Source organism: Streptomyces sp. NPDC107471 (assembly GCF_055582845.1).
This window is the reverse complement of the sequence record NZ_JBVJPC010000009.1, coordinates 349,682-371,872: the sequence shown is the minus strand read 5'-3', so window position 1 is coordinate 371,872 and position 22,191 is coordinate 349,682. Positions and strand designations below refer to the sequence as shown.

Sequence of the window (22,191 nt, the reverse complement as noted above, 5' to 3'; positions counted from 1 at the left end):
GTTCGGTGCGTTACAGGGGGTCGATCCTGAAGTGCGAGAAGGTTGCCGCGCCGGCGTGTCCTCCTCCGCCGGGTGCCAGGGCGAACAGTCCGAGCAGGGCCCCGACCCAGCGCCAGGGCGTGGCGGCGAAGACGGGTCCGGAGGGCTGCGGGCCGTCGCCGAGGTCGTGGAAGAAGCGGCAGCGGGCGCCCGCGCCGATCTCGATCCGCAGCCGCGCCCGGCCGTCGGGGGCGAGCGAAGGATGGTCGGCGTCCCGCTCCCGCTCGGCGACGCCCTCGGCGAACCGGTGCACGAGGTGGACGCTCCCGTCGGTCCCCCGCTGGAGCCCGATCCATCCGAACGCGTCCCCGAGGACGGCAAGTCCGGCCCGTGCGCCCGGCTCCTCGCTGTGCAGCTCCAGTTCGACCTCGACGGCCGCGGGCGTGCCGGGCAGCCGCTGGGTGAGGATGTTCGGCAGTAGGCGCAGGTCGTGCGCGTCGGCCGAGCGGACACAGGTGAGCCGCAGCCCGTCACCGGAGTGATGGGTGGCCCAGCCGGGCTGCGGATTGGCGGTCCACTGCCACTGGCGGCCGAAACGGCCCCCGGGGAAGTCGTCGTCGGTGGCGGGTGCCGTGTCCGGCTGCACCGGCAGGGCGGGCCTTTCGTGGACGGCGACGGGGGCGCCCGCGTCGCCGAGCACCGGCCAGTCGTCCGGGCCCCAGCGCATCGGCTGGAGGTGGACGACCCTGCCGTAGGGGCCCCTCTGCTGGAAGTGCAGGAACCAGTCCTGGCCGGACTGGGTGCGCACCCAGCCGCCCTGGTGCGGCCCGTTGACGTCGGTGTCCTTCTGTTCCAGGACGATCCGCTCCTCGTACGGGCCGAAGAACCCGCGCGAGCGGAAGGCGCCCTGCCAGCCGGTCTCCACTCCCCCGGCGGGGGCGAGGATCCAGAACCAGCCGTCGTGCTTGTAGAGCTTGGGGCCTTCGAGGGTGAACCAGCCGGGGATCCGGTCGCCGTCGACGATCACCTTGCCCTCGTCGAGGAGTTCACGTCCGTCGAGGTCCATGCGGTGCCCGGTGAGGCGGTTCTTGACGCCGGAGCGGGACTTGGCCCAGGCGTGCACCAGATAGGCCTCGCCGCTCTCCTCGTCCCACAGCGGGCACGGGTCGATCAGGCCCTTGCCGGACTTCAGGAGGTGCGGGCGGGTCCAAGGGCCCCTGATCCCGGGGGCGTTGATCTGGAAGATGCCCTGGTCGGGGTCGCCCCAGAAGATCCAGAACCGTTCGTCGTGGTAGCGGAGGGACGGTGCCCAGACCCCGCAGTCGTGCCGGGGCCGGGTGAACTCCGCGGCCGGTTCCAGTCGTTCGAGGGCGTGGCCGATCAGGGTCCAGTTCACCAGGTCGCGGGAGTGCAGCAGCGGCAGGCCGGGGACCCGGCCGAAGCTGGAGGCGGTGAGGTAGAAGTCGTCGCCGACCCGGATGACGTCGGGGTCGGACCAGTCGGCGTTCAGCACGGGGTTCGTGTACGTCGTCGACGGGTTCGGGCGCGTGGGTGTCACTGGCTGACCGCCTTCCGTACCAGGGCGGCCGCTTCCAGCCTGGGCAGGCGTCCGTCGGCGACGACGGTGACGATCCGCCGTACGACGGTCTCCCCGGGCGGGATCGGCAGTCTCTCCCGGTCGGCGAGCGAGGAGCCCACCCCCGGGTACTCGTCGGCGCGCACGAACCACGGGTCGCGGCGGGTCCGGTCGGTGGCCCCGGCGAAGACGAGCGTCCAGGTGGCGCCGGAGAGGGCCACCCAGTCGGCGCGGGTGCCGTGGACCGCCTCCTCCCCCTCGCGGTCGACGGTGAAGACGTCCGGTGCGTCCGGTTCCTTGCGGGCCCGCCAGAAGAAGCCGCCGTAGGCCGCGCCCGGGCGGCCGTTGGTGGCCGGGCTGCCGATCGACAGGGGGTCCCGGGTCACATTGGTGAGGGAGAAGGTGAAGTCCAACGCCCAGGCGAAAGTGGTCAGTTCGGTGGCCGCGACAGTACGGCGCTCGCGCAGCAGCTCCGCTCCCGAGGCGACCCAGCGCAGCTCCTCCACGAAGCCGTCCGGGTCGCGGAGCTGGAAGGAGTGGTGGCGCTGGGCGCCGTGGTTGTCGAGCTCGGTGGGGCCCTGGTCGCGGACGTAGGTGCGCCCGCCCCAGAAGTTGTGCCCCTCGACGTCGGGAACGGCGACACCGACGCCGAGGTGGTGGATGTGGTCGGCGGGGCTGAGCTCGGTGACAGCCGTGCCGGCCAGGGTGGTGACCGGGTGCAGATAGGGGCGTGGGGAGAGCCGGTCGGGCAGCTCGGGCCGGGTGACGTAGCGGCCGACCGGGCGGCCCGCGACACGCAGGACCGGGGAATCGGGGGTCGTCATGTGCTCACCTCGTTCGCTTCGTGTGGCCGGGCCCAGTCGGCGCCCAGCTCGGAGTAGAGGGCGAGGTTGTCGGCGGCGGCCGCGACGAGTCCGTCGACGCCGGGGACGACACGGCGGTCCTCGTCGGGGAGCAGGTGCCAGGCGCTGGCCGGGAGCGCGGTGGGGTCCGGGGCCAGCCGGATCGCCTCGACGACCTTCATGAAGGCGCCCGTCGCCTCCGGGACGACCAGCAGGTCGTCGCCGTCGGTGACGTGGTCGGCCAGGTTCTCCAGCAGGTCGGTGCGGCCGTACTCGTACTCCTCGGGGCCGTGCCCGGCCCGCTGGAGCAGCACCCGGTCCTGCTTGTACCAGTAGGTGATCCGGCCGTGGCTGCCGTGCACGACGACGTACGGCTCGCCGGGGTCCTCGGCGCACAGGGTCGCGGCGACGGTGACCTTGCGGCCGTTCGCGGTGGTGACGCGGACGCAGGAGGTGTCGTCGGACTCGATGTCGTTGGCGCGCGCCAGCTCGGTCTCGATGCGGGTGACGTCCTCGGCGCGGGTGGTGCCGTTCAGGGCGAGCGCGGTGGCGACGGCGTGGGCGAGGGGGTTGGTCAGCACGCCGTCGATCACGTCGACGCCGTTCATCCGCCGCCTGCCCGCCCAGGGCGCCCGCCGGTAGTACGCCTCGGCACGCGCCCAGGCACCGGCCCCGCCGATCCCGGTCACCTCGCCGATCGCGCCTTCCTCGACCAGTTCGCGGATCGCGGGCACGGCGTGCGAGCCCAGCGACTGGAAGCCGATCTGGCAGGCGACCCCGGCCGCGGCGACCCCGTCGGCCATGCGGCGGAACTCCGCGTACGACGGCGCCGGGGGCTTCTCCAGCAGGATGTGGACACCCCTGCGCGCCGCCACGAGCGCCAGGTCCGTGTGGGTCGGGATCGGGGTGCAGATCACCGCGATCCGGGCGCCGGTGGAGTCGAGGAGCGCACCGAAGTCGGCGGACTGCTCGGGCGTGCCCAGCCCTTCGGGGATCTCCTCGCCGGTCAGCGGGGTCAGCTCGCAGATCCCCGCCAGTCGTACGATCCCCTTGTCCTGCAGCCGGCGGATGTTCTCCAGGTGCCAGCGGCCGTGTCCGCGCGCGCCCGCGAGGACGATGTCCACGGTGCCCGTGGTGTTGTCGGTGTTCATGGCAACCTCCCTGCGCCCGCGCCGCGCGCCACCTGTCGGTCGGCCGCTTCGGCGCTGTCGATCTCTGTGTGCAGGGTAGGCGTCCAGCCGACGTCCGCCGTGAGGTCGCGCTCGCTGCCGGAGTTGTAGGCGTTGTGGATGGCGAGCAGGTCCACCGGATAGCCGTTGAAGAGGCTGCCGGTCTGGTGCAGCGCGCTGCCGTTCCAGCTCTTGACCAGGTCGGCGACCTCTATGTGGCCGGGGGTGTGGAAGGCGTTGTTCTCGGCGAGGATCGCGGACTCGGTGGAGACGCCGAGGGAGTAGCGGTAGTCGTCGCCGGGGATGTCGTACCGGTTGTTGTAGACGTGCACCTGTCCGAAGCGGACGCGGGGGGCGCGTTGTACGACAGACTCGAACTCGTTGTGGTGCAGGGTGACCCGGAGCCTGCCGCGGTCGCCGGTGGCCGCGTCGCTGTTGCCGATGAGCATCGCCTTGTCGTGGTCGGCGAACCGGCTCCAGGAGACGGTGACCAGGTCGGAGCCGTTGGTGATGTCCAGCAGGCCGTCGTGGCGCAGGTAGTTGCGGGCGAAGTACGTGGGCTCGGCGGTGTCGGGGCGGCCCTTGTCGCTCAGGGTCACGTGGTCGACCCACACATGGGTGGAGCCGGTCAGCCAGATGTTGTCGTACGCCGTCTTCCAGTCGCCGAGGCCGCCGGTGTTGGGCTGCCAGACGGGGAAGCAGTCGTAGGCGTCGCGGATGTCGAGGTTGCGGACGATGACGTTGTTCGCGTTCCTGACCTGGAGGCTGCCGCCCTTGAGGACGGCTCCCTTCAGTCCGACGATCGTCGTGTTGGACCCGACGGGCAGCTCGATCCGCTCGGCCTGCTTCCGCGCGGACGCCTGCCGGGCCTCCTCCTGCGGTCCACCGGGCTTGGCGGAGCCCCAGGTGCGGGGGTCGTAGGCGGCGAGGTACTTCTTCAGGCCGTAGCCGTCGGTGGCGTAGTCGGCGCAGTCCAGGTGCTCGCCGTCGTCGTCGCTGTTGGCGTCGACGGTCCCGGCGATCCTGATGATCTTCGGCGTGGCACTGCCACCGTCGAGGGCCCGGACCAGCCCGGCCCGGTCGGTGACGGTGTACACATGGTCCGCGTCGGCGGCGGAGCCTCCGGTGGTACCGGCCCCCTCGGCGGCCCACCCGTCGTTCACGGGCAGGGTGTCCCGACCGATGTCCCGGGCGTCGGCCTGGGCGGGGAAACAGAAGAGCCCCACCATGCCCGCCGCCAACGCCATGTGACGAAGCCTCATGCGCGCGCCTCCTCAGGGGAGCCCGCGAGCCGCTCGACGGGGTCGTCGTGGCGGGCGGCGGGGGCGTCGAGGCGCGCGAGGGGGTCGTCGAGGCGCGCGCTGTCGGCAGTGAGTACCGCCTCGGGCACGGCGTCCGGGTCGTCGACCGGCGCGAGTTCGGCCGGCCACACCCCGTCCCGCACTCCGTCGCCCACCGCCTCGGCGGCCCCCTGCGAGAGCCGGGCCCCGCAAGCCGTCCGCCTCCGGATACCGGGACGCACGACAGCCTCGGCGCGAGCACGGACGGTCTGCACACGCACTGCCCCGGGGACGGGGAGACCGGAGGGCCCCGCCCTGCGCGAGTGGCACCTCATACGCTCACCCCCGCACCGGTACCAGAGGTGACCGACGCCCCCCTCGCCTCGGACATCCGGGCATCGCCCAGCCCCAGCAGGACACGGCCGACGGCACGTCCCTCGGCTCGGACGGCGATGCCCACGAGGCCCAGCACCAGGCCCGTCATGGCGATCCGACGGAGTCTCACCTCGCCGTCACCTCCTTGCTCTCCGTGCGGAAGTCGGCGGAGCCGAGCCGCCGGACAGGCAGCGCGTCCCCGTCGGCTCGGCCGACGTCAGCCGCCCTCGTCCGCGGACAGCCGGCCCGTCCCGCGGAGACCGTCCTGGGGCGGCTGACCGTGGGGACACAGCCGGTCCGGAGGCTGACCGTACGGTCACCGCCGAGGGCCGCACCCGGTCCGGCGGCCGAAGCCGAGCTCACCTCGGCGCACGGGCCCCGGAGGCCGGCCCAGCCGGGCGCGGTTCCGGTGCGGTCACAGCCTTCACCGGACGTCACCGAGGCCGTCGACGTCTGCGTTCCGCTGATCCGACGGAGTGTCATCCCTTCACCGCCCCCGCGCTGAAGCCCGTGATCAGCCACTTCTGGATGAAGGCGAACACGATGACCACGGGCACGGCGGCGATGATGCCGCCGGCGGCCAGCGCGCCGAGGTCGACGCTGTCCGCGCTCATCAGGGTGTTGAGGCCGACCGGGATCGTCTGCTTGTCCTGGTTGTTGAGGAACATCAGGGCGAACAGGAAGTGGTTCCAGGAGTGCACGAAGGCGAAGGAACCGACGGCGATGAGACCGGGACGCAGCAGCGGCAGGACGACGATCCGGAACGCCGTAAGCCGGTTGCAGCCGTCGACCCAGGCCGCCTCCTCCAGGGAGTACGGCACGTTCTTGATGAAGTTGCTGATCAGGATCATCGACAGGGGCAACTGGAACACCGTCTCGGCGATGATGACGCTGCCCAGCGAGTTGATCATCTTCAGCTCGGCGAAGATCTCGAACAGCGGCACCAGGAGCAGCGCGCCCGGCACGAACTGCGAGCACAGCAGCGCCAGCATGAACGCGTTCTTGACCTTGAAGTCGAACCGGGCGAGGGCGTAGCCGCCGGCCAGGGCGACGAGTGTCGTCACCACCAGGGTGGCGAGGCCGACGTACACGCTGTTCTCGAAGTAGGTGCCGAAGGCCCGCTCCGTCCACACCTTCTCGAAGTGGTCGAAGGTGATCGGCCAGGGCACCAGCGAGGTCGAGCCGGCCGGGCGCAGCGCGAAGAGCAGGATCCAGTAGAAGGGGATGAGCGTGAAGACGAGGTAGATCGACAGCGGCAGGTAGATGTGCCACCGCGGGACCTCGTCCCAGGCGCGGCGGTGCTTCACCGAGCGGGGCGGTTCCGGCGTCTCGCGCACCGGGGCGGGTGCGACCTCCGTGGCCTCCTTGGTGATCACTTGGAACCGCCTCCGAACTTGCTCAGCCGCAGGTACACCATCGAGCAGAAGAGCAGAATCACGAACGCGACCGTGGTCAGGGCGGACGCGTAGCCGAAGTTGTGGGCGTCGACGCTGGTGTTGGCGATGTAGAGCGGGAGGGTGGTCGTCTCCCCCGCGGGGCCGCCGCCGGTCAGGGTGTAGAGCAGGTCGACGTTGTTGAACTCCCACACCGCGCGCAGCAGCGTGGACAGGATGATCGCGTCCTTGAGGTGCGGGAGCGTGATGTGCCAGAACTGCTTGATCGTGCTGGCCCCGTCGACCTCGGCGGCCTCGTACAGGTCCTTCGAGACGGACTGGAGGTCGGCGAGGATGAGGATGGCGAAGAAGGGGACCCCGCGCCACAGGTCGGCGACGACCGCCGCCGAGAAGACGGTGGAGGTGTCCGAGAGCCAGCTCGTGCCGTAGGAGCCGATGCCCATGTCGGCGAGGTAACGGGTGATACCGGTCTGCGAGTTGTAGAGCAGCACCCAGATCGCGGAGGTCAGTACCCCGGAGACGGCCCACGGGGAGAAGACGAGCGCGCGGCCCATCGCCCGGCCCACGAAGGTCTGGTTGACGATCAGCGCGAGCGCCAGGCCGAACAGGAGCTGGAGTCCGACCTCGACGAAGACCCACTTGGCGCTGAAGGCCAGGGTGTCCCAGAACTGCGGGTCCTCGGTGAAGATGTGGACGAAGTTGTCGAAGCCCGCGTAGCCGTTGCGCCACGGCTTGGTGGGGTTGTAGTTCTGCAGGCTGTAGTAGAAGACGCTGATGACCGGGTAGGCGATGAAGCCCAGCATCAGCAGGGCCGCCGGTGCGATCAGCAGGTACGGCAGCCTGCGCGGCGTGGCGGAGGCACGGCGTCGCCGGGGTGGCGCGGGCGGTTTCGCCACGGCTGCGGCTTGGGCCATGACAGGTCTCCGTTCTGGGTACGTCGTGCGGTGGTCGTACGGGAAGCGCTTTCTCGTTGTGCAGGGGTCCGCCCCGGTTCTCGCGGTACGGGGTGCCTCGTGCTGCTGTGTGGCGAGTGCGGGTGCGTTGGGGCTTGTCGCGCAGTTCCCCCCGCCCCTGAGTGGGTTCAGTCAGCCCGCGTAGGGATCTGGGGCCTTGCCTGGGCGTGCCAGGAACTCGAAGTCGCAGCCTGTGTCGGCCTGGGTGATCTGGTCGTTGTAGAGGGCGCCGTAGCCTCGCTCGTAGCGGATGGGCGGAGGGGCCCAGTCTGTCCGGCGGCGCTCCAACTCCTCCTCGTCCACGTTGAGTTGCAGGGAGCGTGCCTCGACGTCGAGGGTGATGCTGTCCCCCGTGCGCACGAGGCCGAGCGGTCCGCCGACGTACGACTCGGGCGCCACGTGCAGCGCGCACGCGCCGTAACTCGTGCCGCTCATACGGGCGTCGGAGATACGGACCATGTCCCGCACGCCCTGCTTGAGCAGGTGGTCCGGGATCGGCAGCATCCCGTACTCGGGCATTCCCGGGCCGCCCTTGGGGCCGGCGTTGCGCAGCACCAGCACGGTGTCGGCGGTGATGTCCAACGCCGGGTCGTTGATGGTGCGTTGCATGGTCCGGTAGTCGTCGAAGACGACCGCGGGCCCGGTGTGCTTGAGCAGGTGCGGTTCGGCGGAGATGTGCTTGATGACGGCACCGTCCGGGCAGAGGTTGCCGCGCAGGACGGCGACCCCGCCCTCGCTCGCGACCGGGTTGTCGCGGGGGCGGATGACGTCGTCGTCGTGGACGACGGCCCCCTCGATCTGCTCGCCCAGCGTGCCGTTGACGGTGGGCCGGTCCAGGTGGAGCAGGTCGGTGATCCGGGAGAGGAAGGCGGGCAGACCACCGGCGAAGTGGAAGTCCTCCATCAGGTACGTCTGTCCGCCGGGCCGGACGTTCGCCAGCACCGGCACCGTCCGCGCGATGCGGTCGAAGTCGTCGAGGGTGAGCGGGACCTGGCAGCGTCCCGCCATCGCGATCAGGTGGATGACCGCGTTGGTGGAGCCGCCGAGCCCGAGCACCGTGGTGACGGCGTCCTCGAAGGCCTCACGGGTGAGGATCTCGGACGGCCTGAGCCCGGTCCAGGCGAGCTCGACCGCCCGGCGCCCGGAGGCCGCGGCCATCCGCTCGTGCGCGGAGTCCACGGCCGGGATCGAGGAGGCGCCCGGCAGGGTCATGCCGAGGGTCTCCGCCGCCGCGGTCATCGTGGACGCGGTCCCCATGGTCATGCAGTGGCCCGGGGAGCGGGCCAACCCGCCCTGGAGTTCGCGCAGTTCGCAGTCGGTCAGGTTGCCCGCGCGGTGCTCGTCCCAGTACTTCCACATGTCGGTGCCGGAGCCGAGGGTCTCGCCGCGCCAGTGCCCCGGCAGCATCGGCCCCGCGGGCACGAAGATCGAGGTGACGTCGGCCGAGGCCGCGCCCATGAGCAGTGCGGGGGTCGACTTGTCACAGCCGCCGAGCAGCACCGCCGCGTCGATCGGGTACGACCGCAGCAGCTCCTCCGTCTCCATGGCGAGGAGGTTGCGGTAGAGCATCGGGGTCGGCTTCTGGTAGGTCTCGGACAGGGTGGCGACCGGGAACTCCAGCGGGAAGCCGCCGGCCTGCCACACTCCCCGCTTGACCGCCTCCGCGCGCTCGCGCAGGTGGACGTGGCAGGGGTTGATGTCGGACCAGGTGTTGAGGACGGCGATCACCGGGCGGCCCCGGTACTCCTCGGCCTCGTAACCGAGCTGCCGCATGCGGGCGTTGTGCGACCAGGTGCGCAACTGGCCCTCGGTGCCGTACCACTGGTGGCTTCGGAGCTCTTCGGGGCGCTTCCTGTCGGTCATATGGACCACCCGGCGGCTATCGCGGCGACCTCGGCGCGGGCGCTCTCGGGCAACTCGCGGCTGGGCGGGCGCACTTCGCGGCGGCACAGGCCGAGGGAGGCGAGGGCCTCCTTGACGACGGTGACGTTGTCGGCGGAGCCGTTCGCGGCGCGGAGTTCCTCGAAGCGGCGGATCTGCTCCCAGACCTTCATGGCGGCCGGGTAGTCACCAGATCGAAGCGCTTCAATCATGTTCAGCGAAACGGCCGGGGCGACGTTCACGAGCCCGGAGGTGAAGCCGGTGGCGCCCGCGGAGAAGTAGGAGGGGGCGTAGGGCTCGGCGAGGCCCGCGACCCATACGAAGCGTTCCAGTCCCGCGTCCCGGGCGAAGGCGGCGAACTTGGCCGCGTCCGGGACGGCGTACTTCACGCCGATCACGTTGGGGCAGGCGTCGGCGAGTTCGGCGAGCCGGTCGCCGCCGAGCTGGGCGTTGCGGATGTACGGGACGACCCCGAGCTCCGGGACGGCCGAGGCGATCGCCCGGTGGTAGTCGATCCAGCCGGCCTGCGAGACGTAGGGGTGGACGGGCTGGTGGACCATGACCATGCCCGCGCCGAGCTCCCTGGCGTGCCGGGCGGAGGCGACGGCGGTGGGGACGTCGTGGCCGACGCCGACGAGGATGTCCGCCCGCTCCCCGGCCTCCTCGACGGTCGACTCCGTGACCAGGCGGCGCTCCTCGGGGCTGAGGGCGTAGAACTCGCCGGTGTTGCCGTTGGGGGTGAGGGTGGTGATCCCCGCGTCGAGCAGCCGGCGCAGCAGGGCCCGGTGGGTGGCCCGGTCGACGGTGCCGTCCTCGGCGAACGGGGTCACCGGGATCGCCACCACGTCGGCCAGGGCCGCCCGCTGGGTCTCGAAGCTCTCGCCGCTCATTCCTGGCCTTCCTGTTCCAGCACTCCGGGGAACGCTCGTTCCACGAAGGACGCGATGTGGGCGTGCAGGGCGCGGGCCGCGCCGTCCGCGTCGCCGGCCAGGGCGAGCCGCAGGATCTCCCGGTGCTCCCCCGCCTCCCGGTCCCAGGAGGGCGAGGCGGCCCAGGCGACGGCGGAGACCAGGGCAGCCTGGTCCCGGACCTCGTCGAGCATCCGGCCGAGCAGCGGATTGCCGCAGGGCAGGTAGAGGGCGCGGTGGAACTCCCGGTTGGCGAGGGAGCGTTCGGCGGTGTCGGTGGCGTCGTCGGCCCGGGTCAGGGCGTCCCGCGCGGCCTCCAGCGACGCCCCGCGCCGCACGGCCCGCTTCAGCGCCTCGGGTTCGAGGAGCAGCCGGACGTCGTAGACCTCGCGCGCCATGTCCGCGTCCACCATGCGCACCGTGACGCCCTTGTACTGGCTCATCACGACGAGCCCGGTCCCGGCCAGGGTCTTGAGCGCCTCGCGCACCGGGGTCTTGGACACCCCGAACTGGGCGGCGAGTTCGGTCTCCACCAGGGCCTGACCAGGCGTCAGGCGCCCGGTGAGGATGCGGCGTTTGATCTCCTCCAGCACGTACTGCGTGCGGGAGGGGATCGGCGTGGGCACAGAGGTCATGCGCGCCTCTCGGATCTCGCGTATCGGATCTTGCGTATCTGATCTCGCGTATCGCGTCTCATATATGACGTACGAAGTACGACGCGTTGAAGGTAGGAGGGGCGTGATGTTTCGTCAATGCTTCCGGCAAAGGAAGTTGAAGTCGCGGTGAGGACGAGGGGCGGACGAGCCGGGTGGCGCCCTCGAAGGCGGCGGCCGCACGCGTGGTCGCCGCCTACCTGGGTGAGCGTGGGCCCGATGTCACCGGGGTCCTAGGGGGTCAGGTGGACCTGTTCGCCTTCGCGATGCCGGTCGATGTCCGCCTCGCACAGGAACACGTCCGACTCCGCGGCGAGTTCGACCAGGGCCGCGCAGGGCCCGACGTCCCCGGGTACGCGAGGACGCGTCCGGCGCACTCGGCGCGCAGCCCGTACGCCTCGGTGTCGTGCGCGCCGGCCCGTGCGGCGGGCCGGAGGTTCCAGTGCCGGACGTCATGGCCGTCGTACAGGGGATGGCAGGCGGACTCACCCCGTCCGCCCCGATCCCGGTGTACGCGCCACCCGGCTGCGCCCACCGGCTCGCCGGGTTCTTCGGCACCGCCCGGTCGAGCGAGGCCGAGACCGGGGGAGGTCGGCGTGCGGGTGGGAGATCCGGATCGCCGTCAGGCGGGACGGATCCGTGTGCCGCTGCAACTCCGCGAAGGTTACGGGCCCGGCGTCCACCCACACCTCGGCGCCCCCGCCGCGCAGCAGACGGCCGGAGCAGGGGCGGCCGGCGCCGGGTGCGGGGAGGCGGTCCCGGCGTCTACGGCATCCAGCCCGGGTTCCGCCCGCTCAGGCCCAGGGCCCGGTCCAGCAGCGGCGCTTCCTGGGGCACCGGGACGATCGGGCCGAAGATGGCGTCCCGGCTCGGGTCCTCGGCGGAGGCCTCCAGGAAGTCGTACGTCGACCGGAGCGCGGCGGGGTCCGGGTCGTACGGCTGGCCGGTGGCCATGGCCAGGTCCCAGCCGTGGACGACCAGTTCGTCGACGGCGACGGCCGCGGCGATCTCGCCGGGCAGGTCGACACCGCCCGCGCGGGTCATGCCGGTCCAGGCGGCCGGGTCGCGCCAGGCCTCGGCGAGTTCGTCGAGGACCTTGGGGAGCTCCTCGCGCCAGCCCGGGCCGATGTCCGGGACGGAGTCGGTCGGCGGGGTGTCGGTGGTGGCGCCGAGGTCCTTGCGGCCGGCGTCGCGGAAGGCGACGGAGAGGCCGAGCAGGTGGCCGAGCAGGTTGCGCACCGGGTACTCGGGACACGGCGTGGCGTACCCGAGCTGTTCGTCGGTGACGCCCTCGGCCAGCAGGGCGATGACGCGGGTCTGCGGTCCGAGGTCCAGGGGCGGAACGGTCATGCGGTGCTCCTCAGGGTTCGCGATGTGACAAGAGGTGGACCGCCGCCGTCGCGAAAACTCATCGCCCGCGTTCGCCCGCGTTCTAGGGAACCTGCCCCATCCCGTCGCGGGGGCCTTAGACCCACGATGGGCAGGCATGACGAAGACATGGGCGGTGCTCCACGACCGCGACGCCAGGCTCTGTCTCAGCGGGGTGCTCGTCTCCGGCTTCGGCACCTCGGCCCTGTGGCTGGTGTCCGGCGTCTGGGTCAAGGACCTCACCGGCTCGGACGGTCTGGCGGCGCTGTGCATGCTCGCGATGTGGCTGCCCACCCTGGCGGGCCCGCTGCTCGGCACGATCGCCGACCGGGTCCGCCGCAAACCGCTGCTGATCGGCGGCAACCTGCTGCTGGCGGCCCTGCTCCCGGCCCTCCTCACCGAGCGGGTCACGGTCGTCCTCGCGGTCCTCCTCGTCTACGGCGCGACGGGCGTCGTCCTGGACGCCGTGGAGTCGGCCCTGGTCGCCGGCACGGTCGCCCCGGCCCTGCTCGGCGACTTCAACGGGCTGCGCATGGCGGTCAACGAGGGCATGAAACTGGTGGCCCCCCTGGCCGGAGCGGGCCTCTACACCCTCTACGGCGGCCCCGCGGTGGCCCTCCTGGACGCGTTCACGTTCGTGCTCGCCGCGCTCCTCTACCGCGGTCTGCGCGTCCGGGAGGACGGACCCGGCCCGTCCCCTCGCACCCCGTTCACGGAAGGCGCCCGCCACATATGGGCCCACCCCACGCTCCGCCCCCTGATCCTGGCGGGCGCCACCACCATGCTCTGCGCGGGGGTCAACGGCGCGCTGATGTACGCCGTGATCGACGGACTCGGCCACTCCCCCGCGTACGCCGGTGCGCTGTACGCCGTCCAGGGCGCCGGTTCGGTGGCGGTGGGGCTGCTCTCCGGGCCCGCCCTGCGCCGACTCGGCGGACGCCGGTTCGCCGCGTACGGCATCGCCCTGACCGCCGTGGCCGCCGGACTGCGGGCGGTCCCGTCCGACCCGCTGGTCCTGGTGTGCGGCGCGGCCGTCGGCCTGGGCCTGCCCTGTGTGCTGATCGCCGCGCTCACCGCCGTGCAGCGCGAGACCCCGGACGCCCTGCTGGGCCGTACGGTCGCCACCGCCAACACCCTGGTGTACGCCCCGAACGTGCTCGGTCTCGCGGTGGGCGCGGCCCTGGTCGAACTGGCCGACCAGCGACCACTGTCAGCCGTGCTGGGCACGCTGTGGCTCACCGCGACGATCCCGCTGCTCCAGAGGCGCCCCGGGGCCGACCGGACCGCACCCAGATCGCCGTCGGACGCCAACCCGGCGTAACACGACTCGCCGCCCGGGCCCCCTGCGTCAAAGGCGGCCCAGAGACGAGCGGACCACCTCCAGGCCCCCGACCCCCAACCCGGCGTCATACGGCTCGCCACCCGAACCCCCTGCCTCAGACGCGGGACAACCCCTCTCGGATCGCCTCCAGGTCGTCGTCCGACGCCAACCCGGCGTGGTACAGCCGGAGTTCGCTCGCGCCGGCCGCCCGCGCGCGGGACGCGTCCGTCGCGAGCGTGCCGGGGCTGCCGCCCATGCCCGACACGACCGTGAAGTTGGCGGCGACGACCGCGCCCTCGCGGACCCCGGCGAAGGGCGCAAGCAGGTCCGGGCCGCCCGCGCAGGGCACGACGACCCCGTCCGCGACGGACAGGATGTGCTCGGGGTCGACGCCCACGTTGGCGCCGACGTGGTAGGTCACGGGGTCGGCGTGCAGCAGGATCTGGAAGCCCTCGGGGGCGGCCGAGCGTACGGCCCGCACCGCGGTCTCCTGGAGCGTCCGGGCGGTCCCGTCCCGCCACGCGCGCGTGGCCGCCGCCTGTTCGAAGCCCAGGAGCTTCTCGACCCCGGCCCAGCCCCCGTCGTCCGGCGCCCCCTGCCACAACGGCTCCAGGGCGGCGCGGACGGCGGCGGCGAGCGCGTCGGCGTCCAGCCCCTGTTCGCCGTACCCCTCGCGGCACGTCCCGCAGAAGCAGAGCGCCATGAGGTACAGGCCGGCGTCGCCGAGCGGCACCCCGCCGGTCTTGTCGTGGGCGTGCAGGTGCTGGAGGCCGTACCAGCCGAGGGACTCCAGTTCGGTGCCGGCGGCGCCCGGGCGTACGGCGGCCTCGACGGCGAGGTCGACGAGGTACGCGCGCGTGGCGGGCTGCGCGATGCACGGGGCCCACGGGTAGCGGTCGCCGTAGGCGTTGACGACGGAGGTGTCCGGATGCTCGGCGCCCAGGCGGGAGTTGTGCGCGAGGACGACCCAGGTGTGCACGTCGAGACCCGCCCCCGCCAGGGCCTCCGCCGCCTCGCCGTAGGCGTCGCCGGGGGCCCAGTCGCCGGCAGGGTACGGCCGCAGGGCGCGCTTCTCCCAGCGGGAGTCCGTGGGGTACAGCACGGCCGCGTGCTCGGCGGTGACGATGCGGTGGCGCGGGTGACGGGGGGTCAGCGCGCGCGTGGAGTGGTAGGCGGAGGCGAGGGTCGCCTGCCGCACGCCGAGCCCGGCGATGCGGGCCGCGGCCTCGGGGTCCCCGTTGACGTCCCAGGGGTAGACGAAGGTGGACGCCTTCACTGTGCCTCCTCCAGCAGCGCGTACCCGCGCTCGATGATCTCGGCGAGCTGCTTCACATGGTCCTCGCCCGGTTCGTGCAGCGGCGGGCGGACCTCGCCCACGTCGAGCCCCCGCATGCGGACGGCGGCCTTGACGAGGGAGACGGCGTACCCGCGGCCCTGCGCGCGCAGTTCCACGAAGGGCCGGTAGAAGCCGTCGAGCAGCCGGTCGGCGGTCGCCCGGTCGCCGTCGACGAGCGCGCGGTGGAAGGCGAGGGCGATCTCGGGGGCGAAGCAGAAGACGGCGGAGGAGTAGAGGGGGACGCCGATGGCCTGGTAGGCGAGCTGGGTCTGCTCGGCGGTCGGCAGTCCGTTGAAGTAGAGGAAGTCGCCGGGGACCTCGGTGCGCACCGCGCTGACGGTCCGCTGCATCAGGTCGAGGTCGCCGAGGCCGTCCTTGAGGCCGATGATCCCCTCGGTGCGGGCCAGTTCGACGACGGACTCCGGGGTGAAGACGGCGTTGTCGCGCTGGTAGACGATCACCGGGAGCGCGGTCGCGGCGGCCACCTCGCGGTAGTGCCGCACCAGTCCCTCCTGCCCGGCCACGACGAGGTAGGGCGGCATGGCGAGCAGCCCGTCGGCGCCGGCCGCCTCGGCGAGCCGCGCGTACCGGACGGCGAGCGCGGTGCCGTATCCGGCGCCCGCGACCACCGGCACGCGCCCCGCCGTCTCCTCGACGGCCGCCCGGACGCACGCCTCGAACTCCTCGGGCGTGAGCGCGTGGAACTCCCCGGTGCCGCAGCAGGCGAACACGGCCGCGGCCCCCGCGTCCACGCCTCGGCGTACGTGCGCGCGGTACACGGCGAGGTCGAGGGATCCGTCGGGGCCGTAGGCGGTGACGGGGAAGAACAGCGGCCCGCTGGGGATGCCGAGTCGGTGGGCGAGGTCGGCGGACGGCGTCACAGGCTCTCCCTAAAGTGGCATGCAGAATACTGATCAGAGTTTATATTTATGAACACGCATCGCGCCACCCTTGACGAAGTCAAGAAGCGATCCCTAACTTGTCCACGCATGTGAATACCGTACTCATGAGCCCGTTCAAGGAGACTTGCGGATGCCCGCTCCCCGTACCGTTCTGCTCACAGGCGCCGCCGGCGGGCTCGGCACCCTGATGCGGGATCTGCTCCCGGCCTACGGCTACGAGCTGCGCCTGCTCGACCTGCGGCCCGTCGAGGGCGAGCCGGACGCGATCGTCGCGGACCTCGCCGACAGGGACGCGCTGCGCGAGGCCGTACGGGGCGTCGACGCGATCATCCACCTCGCGGGCATCTCCCTGGAAGCCCCCTTCGAGAAGATCCTGAAGGCGAACATCGAGGGCACCTACCACCTGTACGAGGCCGCGCACGCGGAGGGCGTCGGACGGATCGTCTTCGCCTCCTCCAACCACGCGGTGGGCTACACCCCGCGCCCCCGGGGCGACGACCCGCTGATCCCGATCGACGCGCCGCGCCGCCCGGACACCTTCTACGGTCTGTCCAAGTCCTTCGGCGAGGACCTCGCGCAGTTCTACTGGGACAAGCACGGCCTGGAGACCGTCTCCGTGCGCATCGGCTCCTGCTTCCCCGAGCCGACCAGCGTGCGCATGCTCTCGCTGTGGATGAGCCCGGCCGACGGCGCCCGCCTCTTCCACGCGGCCCTGACCGCCGAGCAGGTCGGCCACACCGTGGTCTACGGCTCCTCCGCCAACACACGCCTGTGGTGGGACCTCACCACCGCGCGCGCCCTCGGCTACGACCCGCAGGACGACTCCGAGCCCTACGCCGAGAAGCTGATCGCCGAGCAGGGCGAACTCCAGGAGGGCAACGAGGGCCACGCCTACCTGGGCGGCCCGTTCGTGACGGACCCGCCGATCTGGCCGTACTGAGACACCGACGCACGGACGGGCGGGCACAGAACGGGCCCGCCCTCAGTCGTTCCGGGCACGAGAGACAGCGTGGGGGGCAGGTGCGAAGCGCCGCCCCCAGGGGCGCGGGGAACTGCGCGACCAGCCACAACGCACCGGCAGCCGCCGTACGACCGAACCACCCGAACCAGGAGGCGCGCCCCGCCCGAACGGGCACACGCGGTCACTATCACCCGAGCAACAGACCTGGTCACCACACCCCACCCGCTGTACAACTTCCTGCATCGGCCCGAACGGGCAGCACACGACAGGAAGGCGGGTGACCGAATGACCAGAACCGCGGAAGAACGCCAGCGGGAGATCGTACGGACCGCCCGCACCACGGGCGCCGTGGACGTCAACACCCTGGCCGCACAACTCGGCGTCGCCAAGGAGACGGTGAGGCGAGACCTCCGCGCCCTGGAGGACCACGGCCTGGTCCGCCGGACGCACGGCGGCGCCTACCCCGTGGAGAGCGCCGGGTTCGAGACGACGCTCGCCTTCCGCGCCACCAGCCACGTGCCCGAGAAACGCAGGGTCGCGGCCGCCGCGGCCGAGCTGCTCGGGGACGCCGAGACGGTCTTCGTCGACGAGGGCTTCACCCCGCAGCTCATCGCCGAGGCCCTGCCCCGGGACCGGCCGCTGACCGTGGTCACCGCGTCCCTCCCGGTCGCCGGTGCGCTCGCGGAGGCCGAGAACACCTCCGTCCTGCTGCTCGGCGGCCGGGTCCGCCCCGGCACCCTGGCGACCGTCGACCACTGGACGACCAAGATGCTGGCCGGTTTCGTCCTCGACCTCGCCTACATCGGCGCCAACGGCATCTCCCGCGAACACGGCCTCACCACCCCCGACCCGGCCGTGAGCGAGGTCAAGGCGCAGGCGATCCGGGCCGCGCGCCGGACCGTGTTCGCCGGTGTGCACACCAAGTTCGGCGCGGTCAGCTTCTGCCGGTTCGCGGAGATCGGCGCACTGGAGGCGATCGTGACCAGCACGCTGCTGCCCTCCTCCGAGGCCCACCGCTACTCACTGCTGGGACCCCAGGTCATCCGCGTCTGACCCTCCGGCCGACGCGACCAGCAGGACTTCCGCGCCCCCGAGGCGCCCGTTATATCCCTCTATGTCCAGGAGCGATCCATGCGAACCCAGAGCCGACGACGGCCACCGCGAGCCACGCTCGCCATGGCCGCCGCAGGGACGCTGCTCGCCCCGCTGCTGTCCGGCTGCTGGGTCGGCGCGGGCGGGGCGGGGTCGGGCGGCGACGCCATCAACGTCCTGATGGTCAACAACCCCCAGATGACCGAGTTGCAGAAGCTGACCAGAGCCCACTTCACCAAGGAGACCGGGATCAAGGTCAACTTCACCGTCCTGCCCGAGAACGACGTCCGCGACAAGATCAGCCAGGACTTCGCCAACCAGGCCGGCCAGTACGACGTGGCGACCCTGTCCAACTACGAGATCCCGATCTACGCCCGCAACGGCTGGCTGCACGAGATGGACTCGTACGTCGCCAAGGACCCGGCGTACGACGAGAAGGACGTCCTGGCACCGATGCGCCAGTCGCTGACCGGCGACGACGGCAAGCTCTACGGCCAGCCCTTCTACGGCGAGTCGTCCTTCCTGATGTACCGCAAGGACGTCTTCGAGCAGAAGGGCCTGACGATGCCGGCCCGTCCCACCTGGCAGCAGGTGGCGGACCTGGCGGCGAAGGCCGACGGGGCCGAGCCCGGCATGAAGGGCATCTGCCTGCGCGGTCTGCCGGGCTGGGGCGAGGTCATGGCACCCCTCACCACGGTCGTGAACACCTTCGGCGGCACCTGGTTCGACAAGGGCTGGAAGGCCCGCCTCGACTCTCCCGCCTTCGAGAAGGCGACGAAGTTCTACGTCGACCTCGTCCGCGAGCACGGCGAGTCCGGCGCCGCCCAGTCCGGCTTCGCCGAGTGCCTCAACAACATGACCCAGGGCAAGGTCGCCATGTGGTACGACGCCACCTCCGCGGCCGGTTCCCTGGAGGCGAAGGGCTCCCCGGTCAAGGGCAAGGTGGGCTACGCCCCCGCCCCCGTGGAGAGGACGGAGTCCTCCGGCTGGCTCTACACCTGGGCCTGGGGCATCCAGGACGCCTCCCGCAACCCCGACAAGGCCTGGAAGTTCGTCTCCTGGGCCTCCAGCAAGCAGTACGAGCAACTGGTCGGCGACCAGATCGGCTGGTCCAACGTCCCGGCCGGCAAGCGGGCCTCGACGTACACCAACCCGGCCTACGCCAAGGAGGCCGCCGCCTTCCAGGAGATGACCAAGCGGGCCATCGAACAGGCCCGGCCGAACGACCCGGGCGTGCAGCCGCGCCCCGCGCCCGGCATCCAGTTCGTCGGCATCCCCGAGTTCACCGACCTCGGCACCAGGGTCTCCCAGGAGATCAGCGCGGCCATCGCCGGACGCCAGTCCGTCGAGTCGGCCCTGAAGAAGTCCCAGCGGATCGCCGAGAAGATCTCCGAGGAGTACGAGGGACGATGACCGCCACGACCATGGCCCCGCCGGCCACCACCCCCGTGAGCACCGCCCGCCGGCCCTCGGGCCGACTGCGCGCCTGGGCCACCCGCGCCCCGCTGCTCCCCGCCCTGATCTTCATGATCGTGGTCACCCAACTGCCCTTCGTGGCCACGGTGGTGATCTCGTTCTTCGACTGGAACGCCCTCTACCCCAAGGCCCGTCACTTCACCGGCGTCGACAACTACCAGGAGGTCCTCACCGACGCGGACCTGCGCCACTCGGTGTGGACGACGATCCTGCTGACGGTGACCGTGGTCCTGGTCAGCCTGGTCCTCGGGCTGCTCCTGGCCCTGCTGCTGGACCGCCGGTTCAAGGGCCGGGGCGTGGTCCGCACCCTGCTGATCGCCCCCTTCCTGGTGGTCCCGGTGGCAGCGGCGCTGCTCTGGAAGCATGTGCTCTACAACCCTGAATACGGCCTGCTCAACGGGTTGTTGCACTATGTGGGCGGCCCACAGCCGGACTGGATCTCCAACACCCCGCTGCTCGCGGTCGAGGCCTCCCTGGTCTGGCAGTGGACCCCGTTCATGATGCTCATCCTGCTGGCCGGCCTGCAGAGCCGCGACCAGCAGCAGATGGAGGCCGCGCGGGTGGACGGCGCGAGCGACTGGCAGATCTTCCGCTATCTGACGCTTCCGCACCTGCGCCGCTATCTCGAACTCGGCGCCCTGCTGGGCTCGATCTACATCGTGCAGAACTTCGACGCGGTCTTCACGATCACCTCCGGCGGCCTCGGGACCGCCAACCTGCCCTACACCGTCTACCAGAGCTTCTACCAGGCCCACGAGAACGGCCTCGCCTCGGCCGCCGGCGTCCTGGTCGTCATCGGCTCGATCATCATCGCGACCTTCGCCCTGCGCGTGGTGTCGTCCCTGTTCCGTGAGGAGGTCGGCCGCGCATGAGCAGCACCATCGCCGTGAAGCGCAAGGGACTTGGTCTGGGCCTGGTGGCCTGGCTGGTGGGGATCGTGTTCTTCCTGCCGATCGCCTGGATGGCCCTGACGTCCTTCCACTCGGAGTCGGACGCGGCCACCAACCCGCCCTCCTTCGGCGCCGCCCTCACCCTGGACGGCTACCGCGAGTTCTTCGGCACGGGCGGCGGCGCGAGCCCCTGGCCCGCACTCGTCAACTCGACCGTCGCCTCCCTGACCTCGACCCTCTTCGTCCTGCTCCTGGCCCTGCCGGCGGCGTACGCGCTCTCCATCCGGCCGGTCAAGAAGTGGACGGACGTCCTGTTCTTCTTCCTGTCCACGAAGATGCTGCCGGTGGTCGCGGGCCTGCTGCCCATCTACCTGTTCGCGAAGAACACCGACATGCTCGACAACATCTGGCTGCTGGTCATCCTCTACACCTCGATGAACCTGCCGATCGCGGTCTGGATGATGCAGTCCTTCCTCGCCGAGGTCCCGGTCGCGGTGATCGAGGCGGCGCGGGTGGACGGCGCGCGGCTCCCGACGATCCTCGCGCGCGTGGTCGCCCCCATCGCCCTGCCGGGCATCGCGGCCACGGCCCTGATCTGCTTCATCTTCAGTTGGAACGAACTGCTCTTCGCGAGGGTGCTCACCGGCGTGGTCGCCGAGACCGCCCCCGTCTTCCTGACCGGCTTCATCACCAGCCAGGGCCTGTTCCTGGCCAAGGTGTGCGCCGCGTCGCTCGTCATCTCCCTGCCGGTGCTCGCCGCGGGGTTCGCCGCCCAGGACAAACTGGTCCAGGGCCTGTCGCTGGGAGCCGTGAAATGAAGGCCGCCGTCATCGAGTCCGTGGGCCGCGCCGTCGTCGCCGAGGTCCCGGACCCGACACCCGGCCCGCGCGAGGTCGTCGTCGAGGTCGCCGCGTGCGGCCTGTGCGGCACCGACCTGCACATCCTCCAGGGCGAGTTCGCCCCCGAGCTGCCGATCGTGCCGGGTCACGAGTTCGCGGGCGAGGTGGTCGGGGTCGGCACCCAGGTCACCGAGCTCGCGGTCGGCGACCGGGTGGCGGTGGACCCGTCCCTGTACTGCCACGAGTGCCGGTACTGCCGTACGGGCCACAACAACCTCTGTGAACGCTGGGCCGCGATCGGCGTGACCACGGCGGGAGGTGCGGCGCAGTTCGCCGTCGCCCCGGTCGCCAACTGCGTACGGCTGCCCGAGCACGTCCGTACGCAGGACGCCGCTCTGGTGGAGCCGCTGTCCTGCGCGATCCGCGGGTACGACGTCCTCCAGTCCCGGCTGGGCGCCCATGTGCTGATCTACGGCTCCGGGACCATGGGCCTGATGATGCTGGAGCTGGCCAAGCGGACCGGCGCGGCGAGCGTGGACGTGGTCGACGTGAACGCGGCCCGCCTGGAGACGGCCCGCAAGCTCGGCGTCTCGGCCTCGGCCGGGAACGCGGACGAGCTGGACCGACCGCAGGGCTGGGACCTGGTGATCGACGCGACCGGCAACGCGGCGGCGATCCAGGACGGCCTGGACCGGGTCGCCAAGGCCGGCACCTTCCTGCAGTTCGGCGTGGCCGACTACGCGACACGGGTGACGATCGACCCGTACCGCATCTACAACCAGGAGATCACCATCACCGGCTCCATGGCGGTCCTGCACAGCTTCGAACGCGCGGCCGAGCTGTTCGCGACCGGGGTCCTGGACCCCGACGTCTTCATCAGCGACCGGCTGCCGCTGGACCGCTATCCCGAGGCGCTGGACCAGTTCGCCTCGGGGGTGGGCCGCAAGATCGTGGTGGTGCCGTAGAAGATTAAGGGAACGGTAAAGCGCCCTTGCT

General features: G+C 71.4%; 21 protein-coding genes and 1 pseudogene. 7 read left to right on the top strand and 15 right to left on the bottom strand.

What is annotated here, in order from left to right; all coding sequences use genetic code 11:
* Nucleotides 1-10: 10 nt before the first annotated feature.
* The 13 genes and pseudogenes from ACZ66S_RS29860 to ACZ66S_RS29800 all read right to left on the bottom strand — a co-directional run bounded on the left by ACZ66S_RS29860 (nt 11) and on the right by ACZ66S_RS29800 (nt 12,360).
* Nucleotides 11-1,537 (bottom strand): glycoside hydrolase family 43 protein, encoded by a 1,527-nt coding sequence (locus ACZ66S_RS29860; RefSeq protein WP_469904641.1) that lies wholly within the window; start codon nt 1,535-1,537, stop codon nt 11-13.
* On the bottom strand, nt 1,534-2,379 hold the full coding sequence (locus ACZ66S_RS29855; RefSeq protein ID WP_469904640.1) for a DUF6807 domain-containing protein: 846 nt from the start codon (nt 2,377-2,379) through the stop codon (nt 1,534-1,536). Before ACZ66S_RS29855 ends, ACZ66S_RS29860 begins: the two co-directional genes overlap by 4 nt.
* A complete protein-coding gene (locus tag ACZ66S_RS29850) occupies nt 2,376-3,548 on the bottom strand; it encodes a Gfo/Idh/MocA family protein (RefSeq protein WP_469904639.1) in 1,173 nt (390 codons plus the stop codon). Before ACZ66S_RS29850 ends, ACZ66S_RS29855 begins: the two co-directional genes overlap by 4 nt.
* Nucleotides 3,545-4,828: a pectate lyase family protein gene (locus ACZ66S_RS29845; RefSeq protein WP_469904638.1), complete on the bottom strand. Its 1,284-nt coding sequence runs from the start codon at nt 4,826-4,828 to the stop codon at nt 3,545-3,547. The genes ACZ66S_RS29850 and ACZ66S_RS29845 overlap by 4 nt, the downstream gene beginning before the upstream one ends.
* The gene (locus tag ACZ66S_RS29840; protein WP_469904637.1) at nt 4,825-5,022 is read right to left on the bottom strand and encodes a hypothetical protein; all 198 of its coding nucleotides are present in this window, start codon (nt 5,020-5,022) and stop codon (nt 4,825-4,827) included. Before ACZ66S_RS29840 ends, ACZ66S_RS29845 begins: the two co-directional genes overlap by 4 nt.
* Nucleotides 5,023-5,177: 155 nt before the next feature.
* Nucleotides 5,178-5,351: a hypothetical protein gene (locus ACZ66S_RS29835; protein ID WP_469904636.1), complete on the bottom strand. Its 174-nt coding sequence runs from the start codon at nt 5,349-5,351 to the stop codon at nt 5,178-5,180.
* A 349-nt stretch (nt 5,352-5,700) separates the two neighbouring features.
* On the bottom strand, nt 5,701-6,597 hold the full coding sequence (locus ACZ66S_RS29830; protein ID WP_469904635.1) for a carbohydrate ABC transporter permease: 897 nt from the start codon (nt 6,595-6,597) through the stop codon (nt 5,701-5,703).
* Nucleotides 6,594-7,529, bottom strand: coding sequence for a carbohydrate ABC transporter permease (locus tag ACZ66S_RS29825; RefSeq protein ID WP_469904634.1), 936 nt, complete (start codon nt 7,527-7,529; stop codon nt 6,594-6,596). The genes ACZ66S_RS29830 and ACZ66S_RS29825 overlap by 4 nt, the downstream gene beginning before the upstream one ends.
* 171 nt (nt 7,530-7,700) lie before the next feature.
* The gene (araD, locus tag ACZ66S_RS29820) at nt 7,701-9,431 is read right to left on the bottom strand and encodes an L-arabinonate dehydratase (RefSeq protein WP_469904633.1); all 1,731 of its coding nucleotides are present in this window, start codon (nt 9,429-9,431) and stop codon (nt 7,701-7,703) included.
* On the bottom strand, nt 9,428-10,339 hold the full coding sequence (locus tag ACZ66S_RS29815) for a dihydrodipicolinate synthase family protein (protein ID WP_469904632.1): 912 nt from the start codon (nt 10,337-10,339) through the stop codon (nt 9,428-9,430). Before ACZ66S_RS29815 ends, araD begins: the two co-directional genes overlap by 4 nt.
* The gene (locus ACZ66S_RS29810; RefSeq protein WP_469904631.1) at nt 10,336-10,992 is read right to left on the bottom strand and encodes a GntR family transcriptional regulator; all 657 of its coding nucleotides are present in this window, start codon (nt 10,990-10,992) and stop codon (nt 10,336-10,338) included. Before ACZ66S_RS29810 ends, ACZ66S_RS29815 begins: the two co-directional genes overlap by 4 nt.
* 163 nt (nt 10,993-11,155) lie before the next feature.
* Nucleotides 11,156-11,788, bottom strand: a pseudogene (locus ACZ66S_RS29805) (MBL fold metallo-hydrolase); the annotation flags it as partial.
* On the bottom strand, nt 11,776-12,360 hold the full coding sequence (locus tag ACZ66S_RS29800) for a TIGR03086 family metal-binding protein (protein WP_469904630.1): 585 nt from the start codon (nt 12,358-12,360) through the stop codon (nt 11,776-11,778). The pseudogene ACZ66S_RS29805 and the gene ACZ66S_RS29800, both read right to left, overlap by 13 nt.
* 136 nt (nt 12,361-12,496) lie before the next feature.
* On the opposite strand from ACZ66S_RS29800, the gene ACZ66S_RS29795 reads away from it, so the two are divergent.
* Nucleotides 12,497-13,699, top strand: coding sequence for an MFS transporter (locus tag ACZ66S_RS29795; protein WP_469904629.1), 1,203 nt, complete (start codon nt 12,497-12,499; stop codon nt 13,697-13,699).
* Nucleotides 13,700-13,814: 115 nt separating this feature from the next.
* Here ACZ66S_RS29795 and ACZ66S_RS29790 read toward each other — a convergent pair whose 3' ends face one another.
* Nucleotides 13,815-14,975 carry a hypothetical protein gene (locus tag ACZ66S_RS29790; protein WP_469904628.1) on the bottom strand — a complete coding sequence of 387 codons (1,161 nt, stop codon included), beginning with the start codon at nt 14,973-14,975 and terminating at the stop codon, nt 13,815-13,817.
* The gene (locus ACZ66S_RS29785; protein ID WP_469904627.1) at nt 14,972-15,916 is read right to left on the bottom strand and encodes a 5-dehydro-4-deoxyglucarate dehydratase; all 945 of its coding nucleotides are present in this window, start codon (nt 15,914-15,916) and stop codon (nt 14,972-14,974) included. The genes ACZ66S_RS29790 and ACZ66S_RS29785 overlap by 4 nt, the downstream gene beginning before the upstream one ends.
* 151 nt (nt 15,917-16,067) lie before the next feature.
* Here ACZ66S_RS29785 and ACZ66S_RS29780 point away from each other — a divergent pair, with 151 nt between their 5' ends.
* The 6 genes from ACZ66S_RS29780 (at nt 16,068) to ACZ66S_RS29755 (ending at nt 22,160) form a co-directional block, all read left to right on the top strand.
* A complete protein-coding gene (locus ACZ66S_RS29780; RefSeq protein ID WP_469904626.1) occupies nt 16,068-16,877 on the top strand; it encodes an NAD-dependent epimerase/dehydratase family protein in 810 nt (269 codons plus the stop codon).
* 306 nt (nt 16,878-17,183) lie between these two features.
* A complete protein-coding gene (locus tag ACZ66S_RS29775) occupies nt 17,184-17,951 on the top strand; it encodes a DeoR/GlpR family DNA-binding transcription regulator (protein ID WP_469904625.1) in 768 nt (255 codons plus the stop codon).
* Between the two features lie 78 nt (nt 17,952-18,029).
* Nucleotides 18,030-19,403: an ABC transporter substrate-binding protein gene (locus tag ACZ66S_RS29770; RefSeq protein WP_469904624.1), complete on the top strand. Its 1,374-nt coding sequence runs from the start codon at nt 18,030-18,032 to the stop codon at nt 19,401-19,403.
* Nucleotides 19,400-20,338, top strand: coding sequence for a carbohydrate ABC transporter permease (locus tag ACZ66S_RS29765; RefSeq protein ID WP_469904623.1), 939 nt, complete (start codon nt 19,400-19,402; stop codon nt 20,336-20,338). The genes ACZ66S_RS29770 and ACZ66S_RS29765 overlap by 4 nt, the downstream gene beginning before the upstream one ends.
* Nucleotides 20,335-21,174: a carbohydrate ABC transporter permease gene (locus ACZ66S_RS29760; protein ID WP_469904622.1), complete on the top strand. Its 840-nt coding sequence runs from the start codon at nt 20,335-20,337 to the stop codon at nt 21,172-21,174. Before ACZ66S_RS29765 ends, ACZ66S_RS29760 begins: the two co-directional genes overlap by 4 nt.
* Entirely contained in the window at nt 21,171-22,160 is a 990-nt protein-coding gene (locus ACZ66S_RS29755) for a zinc-dependent alcohol dehydrogenase family protein (RefSeq protein ID WP_469904621.1), read from the top strand. Before ACZ66S_RS29760 ends, ACZ66S_RS29755 begins: the two co-directional genes overlap by 4 nt.
* The last annotated feature ends 31 nt before the right edge of the window (nt 22,161-22,191 follow it).

What these genes read in the sequence shown, in the direction of transcription:
- ACZ66S_RS29855 (WP_469904640.1), bottom strand. Translation starts at nt 2,379, where the DNA reads ATGACGACCCCCGATTCCCCGGTCCTGCGTGTCGCGGGCCGCCCGGTC.
- ACZ66S_RS29850 (WP_469904639.1), bottom strand. Translation starts at nt 3,548, where the DNA reads ATGAACACCGACAACACCACGGGCACCGTGGACATCGTCCTCGCGGGC.
- ACZ66S_RS29845 (WP_469904638.1), bottom strand. Translation starts at nt 4,828, where the DNA reads ATGAGGCTTCGTCACATGGCGTTGGCGGCGGGCATGGTGGGGCTCTTC.
- ACZ66S_RS29825 (WP_469904634.1), bottom strand. Translation starts at nt 7,529, where the DNA reads ATGGCCCAAGCCGCAGCCGTGGCGAAACCGCCCGCGCCACCCCGGCGA.
- araD (WP_469904633.1), bottom strand. Translation starts at nt 9,431, where the DNA reads ATGACCGACAGGAAGCGCCCCGAAGAGCTCCGAAGCCACCAGTGGTAC.
- ACZ66S_RS29815 (WP_469904632.1), bottom strand. Translation starts at nt 10,339, where the DNA reads ATGAGCGGCGAGAGCTTCGAGACCCAGCGGGCGGCCCTGGCCGACGTG.
- ACZ66S_RS29810 (WP_469904631.1), bottom strand. Translation starts at nt 10,992, where the DNA reads ATGACCTCTGTGCCCACGCCGATCCCCTCCCGCACGCAGTACGTGCTG.
- ACZ66S_RS29800 (WP_469904630.1), bottom strand. Translation starts at nt 12,360, where the DNA reads ATGACCGTTCCGCCCCTGGACCTCGGACCGCAGACCCGCGTCATCGCC.
- ACZ66S_RS29795 (WP_469904629.1), top strand. Translation starts at nt 12,497, where the DNA reads ATGACGAAGACATGGGCGGTGCTCCACGACCGCGACGCCAGGCTCTGT.
- ACZ66S_RS29780 (WP_469904626.1), top strand. Translation starts at nt 16,068, where the DNA reads ATGCCCGCTCCCCGTACCGTTCTGCTCACAGGCGCCGCCGGCGGGCTC.
- ACZ66S_RS29775 (WP_469904625.1), top strand. Translation starts at nt 17,184, where the DNA reads ATGACCAGAACCGCGGAAGAACGCCAGCGGGAGATCGTACGGACCGCC.
- ACZ66S_RS29770 (WP_469904624.1), top strand. Translation starts at nt 18,030, where the DNA reads ATGCGAACCCAGAGCCGACGACGGCCACCGCGAGCCACGCTCGCCATG.
- ACZ66S_RS29765 (WP_469904623.1), top strand. Translation starts at nt 19,400, where the DNA reads ATGACCGCCACGACCATGGCCCCGCCGGCCACCACCCCCGTGAGCACC.
- ACZ66S_RS29760 (WP_469904622.1), top strand. Translation starts at nt 20,335, where the DNA reads ATGAGCAGCACCATCGCCGTGAAGCGCAAGGGACTTGGTCTGGGCCTG.
- ACZ66S_RS29755 (WP_469904621.1), top strand. Translation starts at nt 21,171, where the DNA reads ATGAAGGCCGCCGTCATCGAGTCCGTGGGCCGCGCCGTCGTCGCCGAG.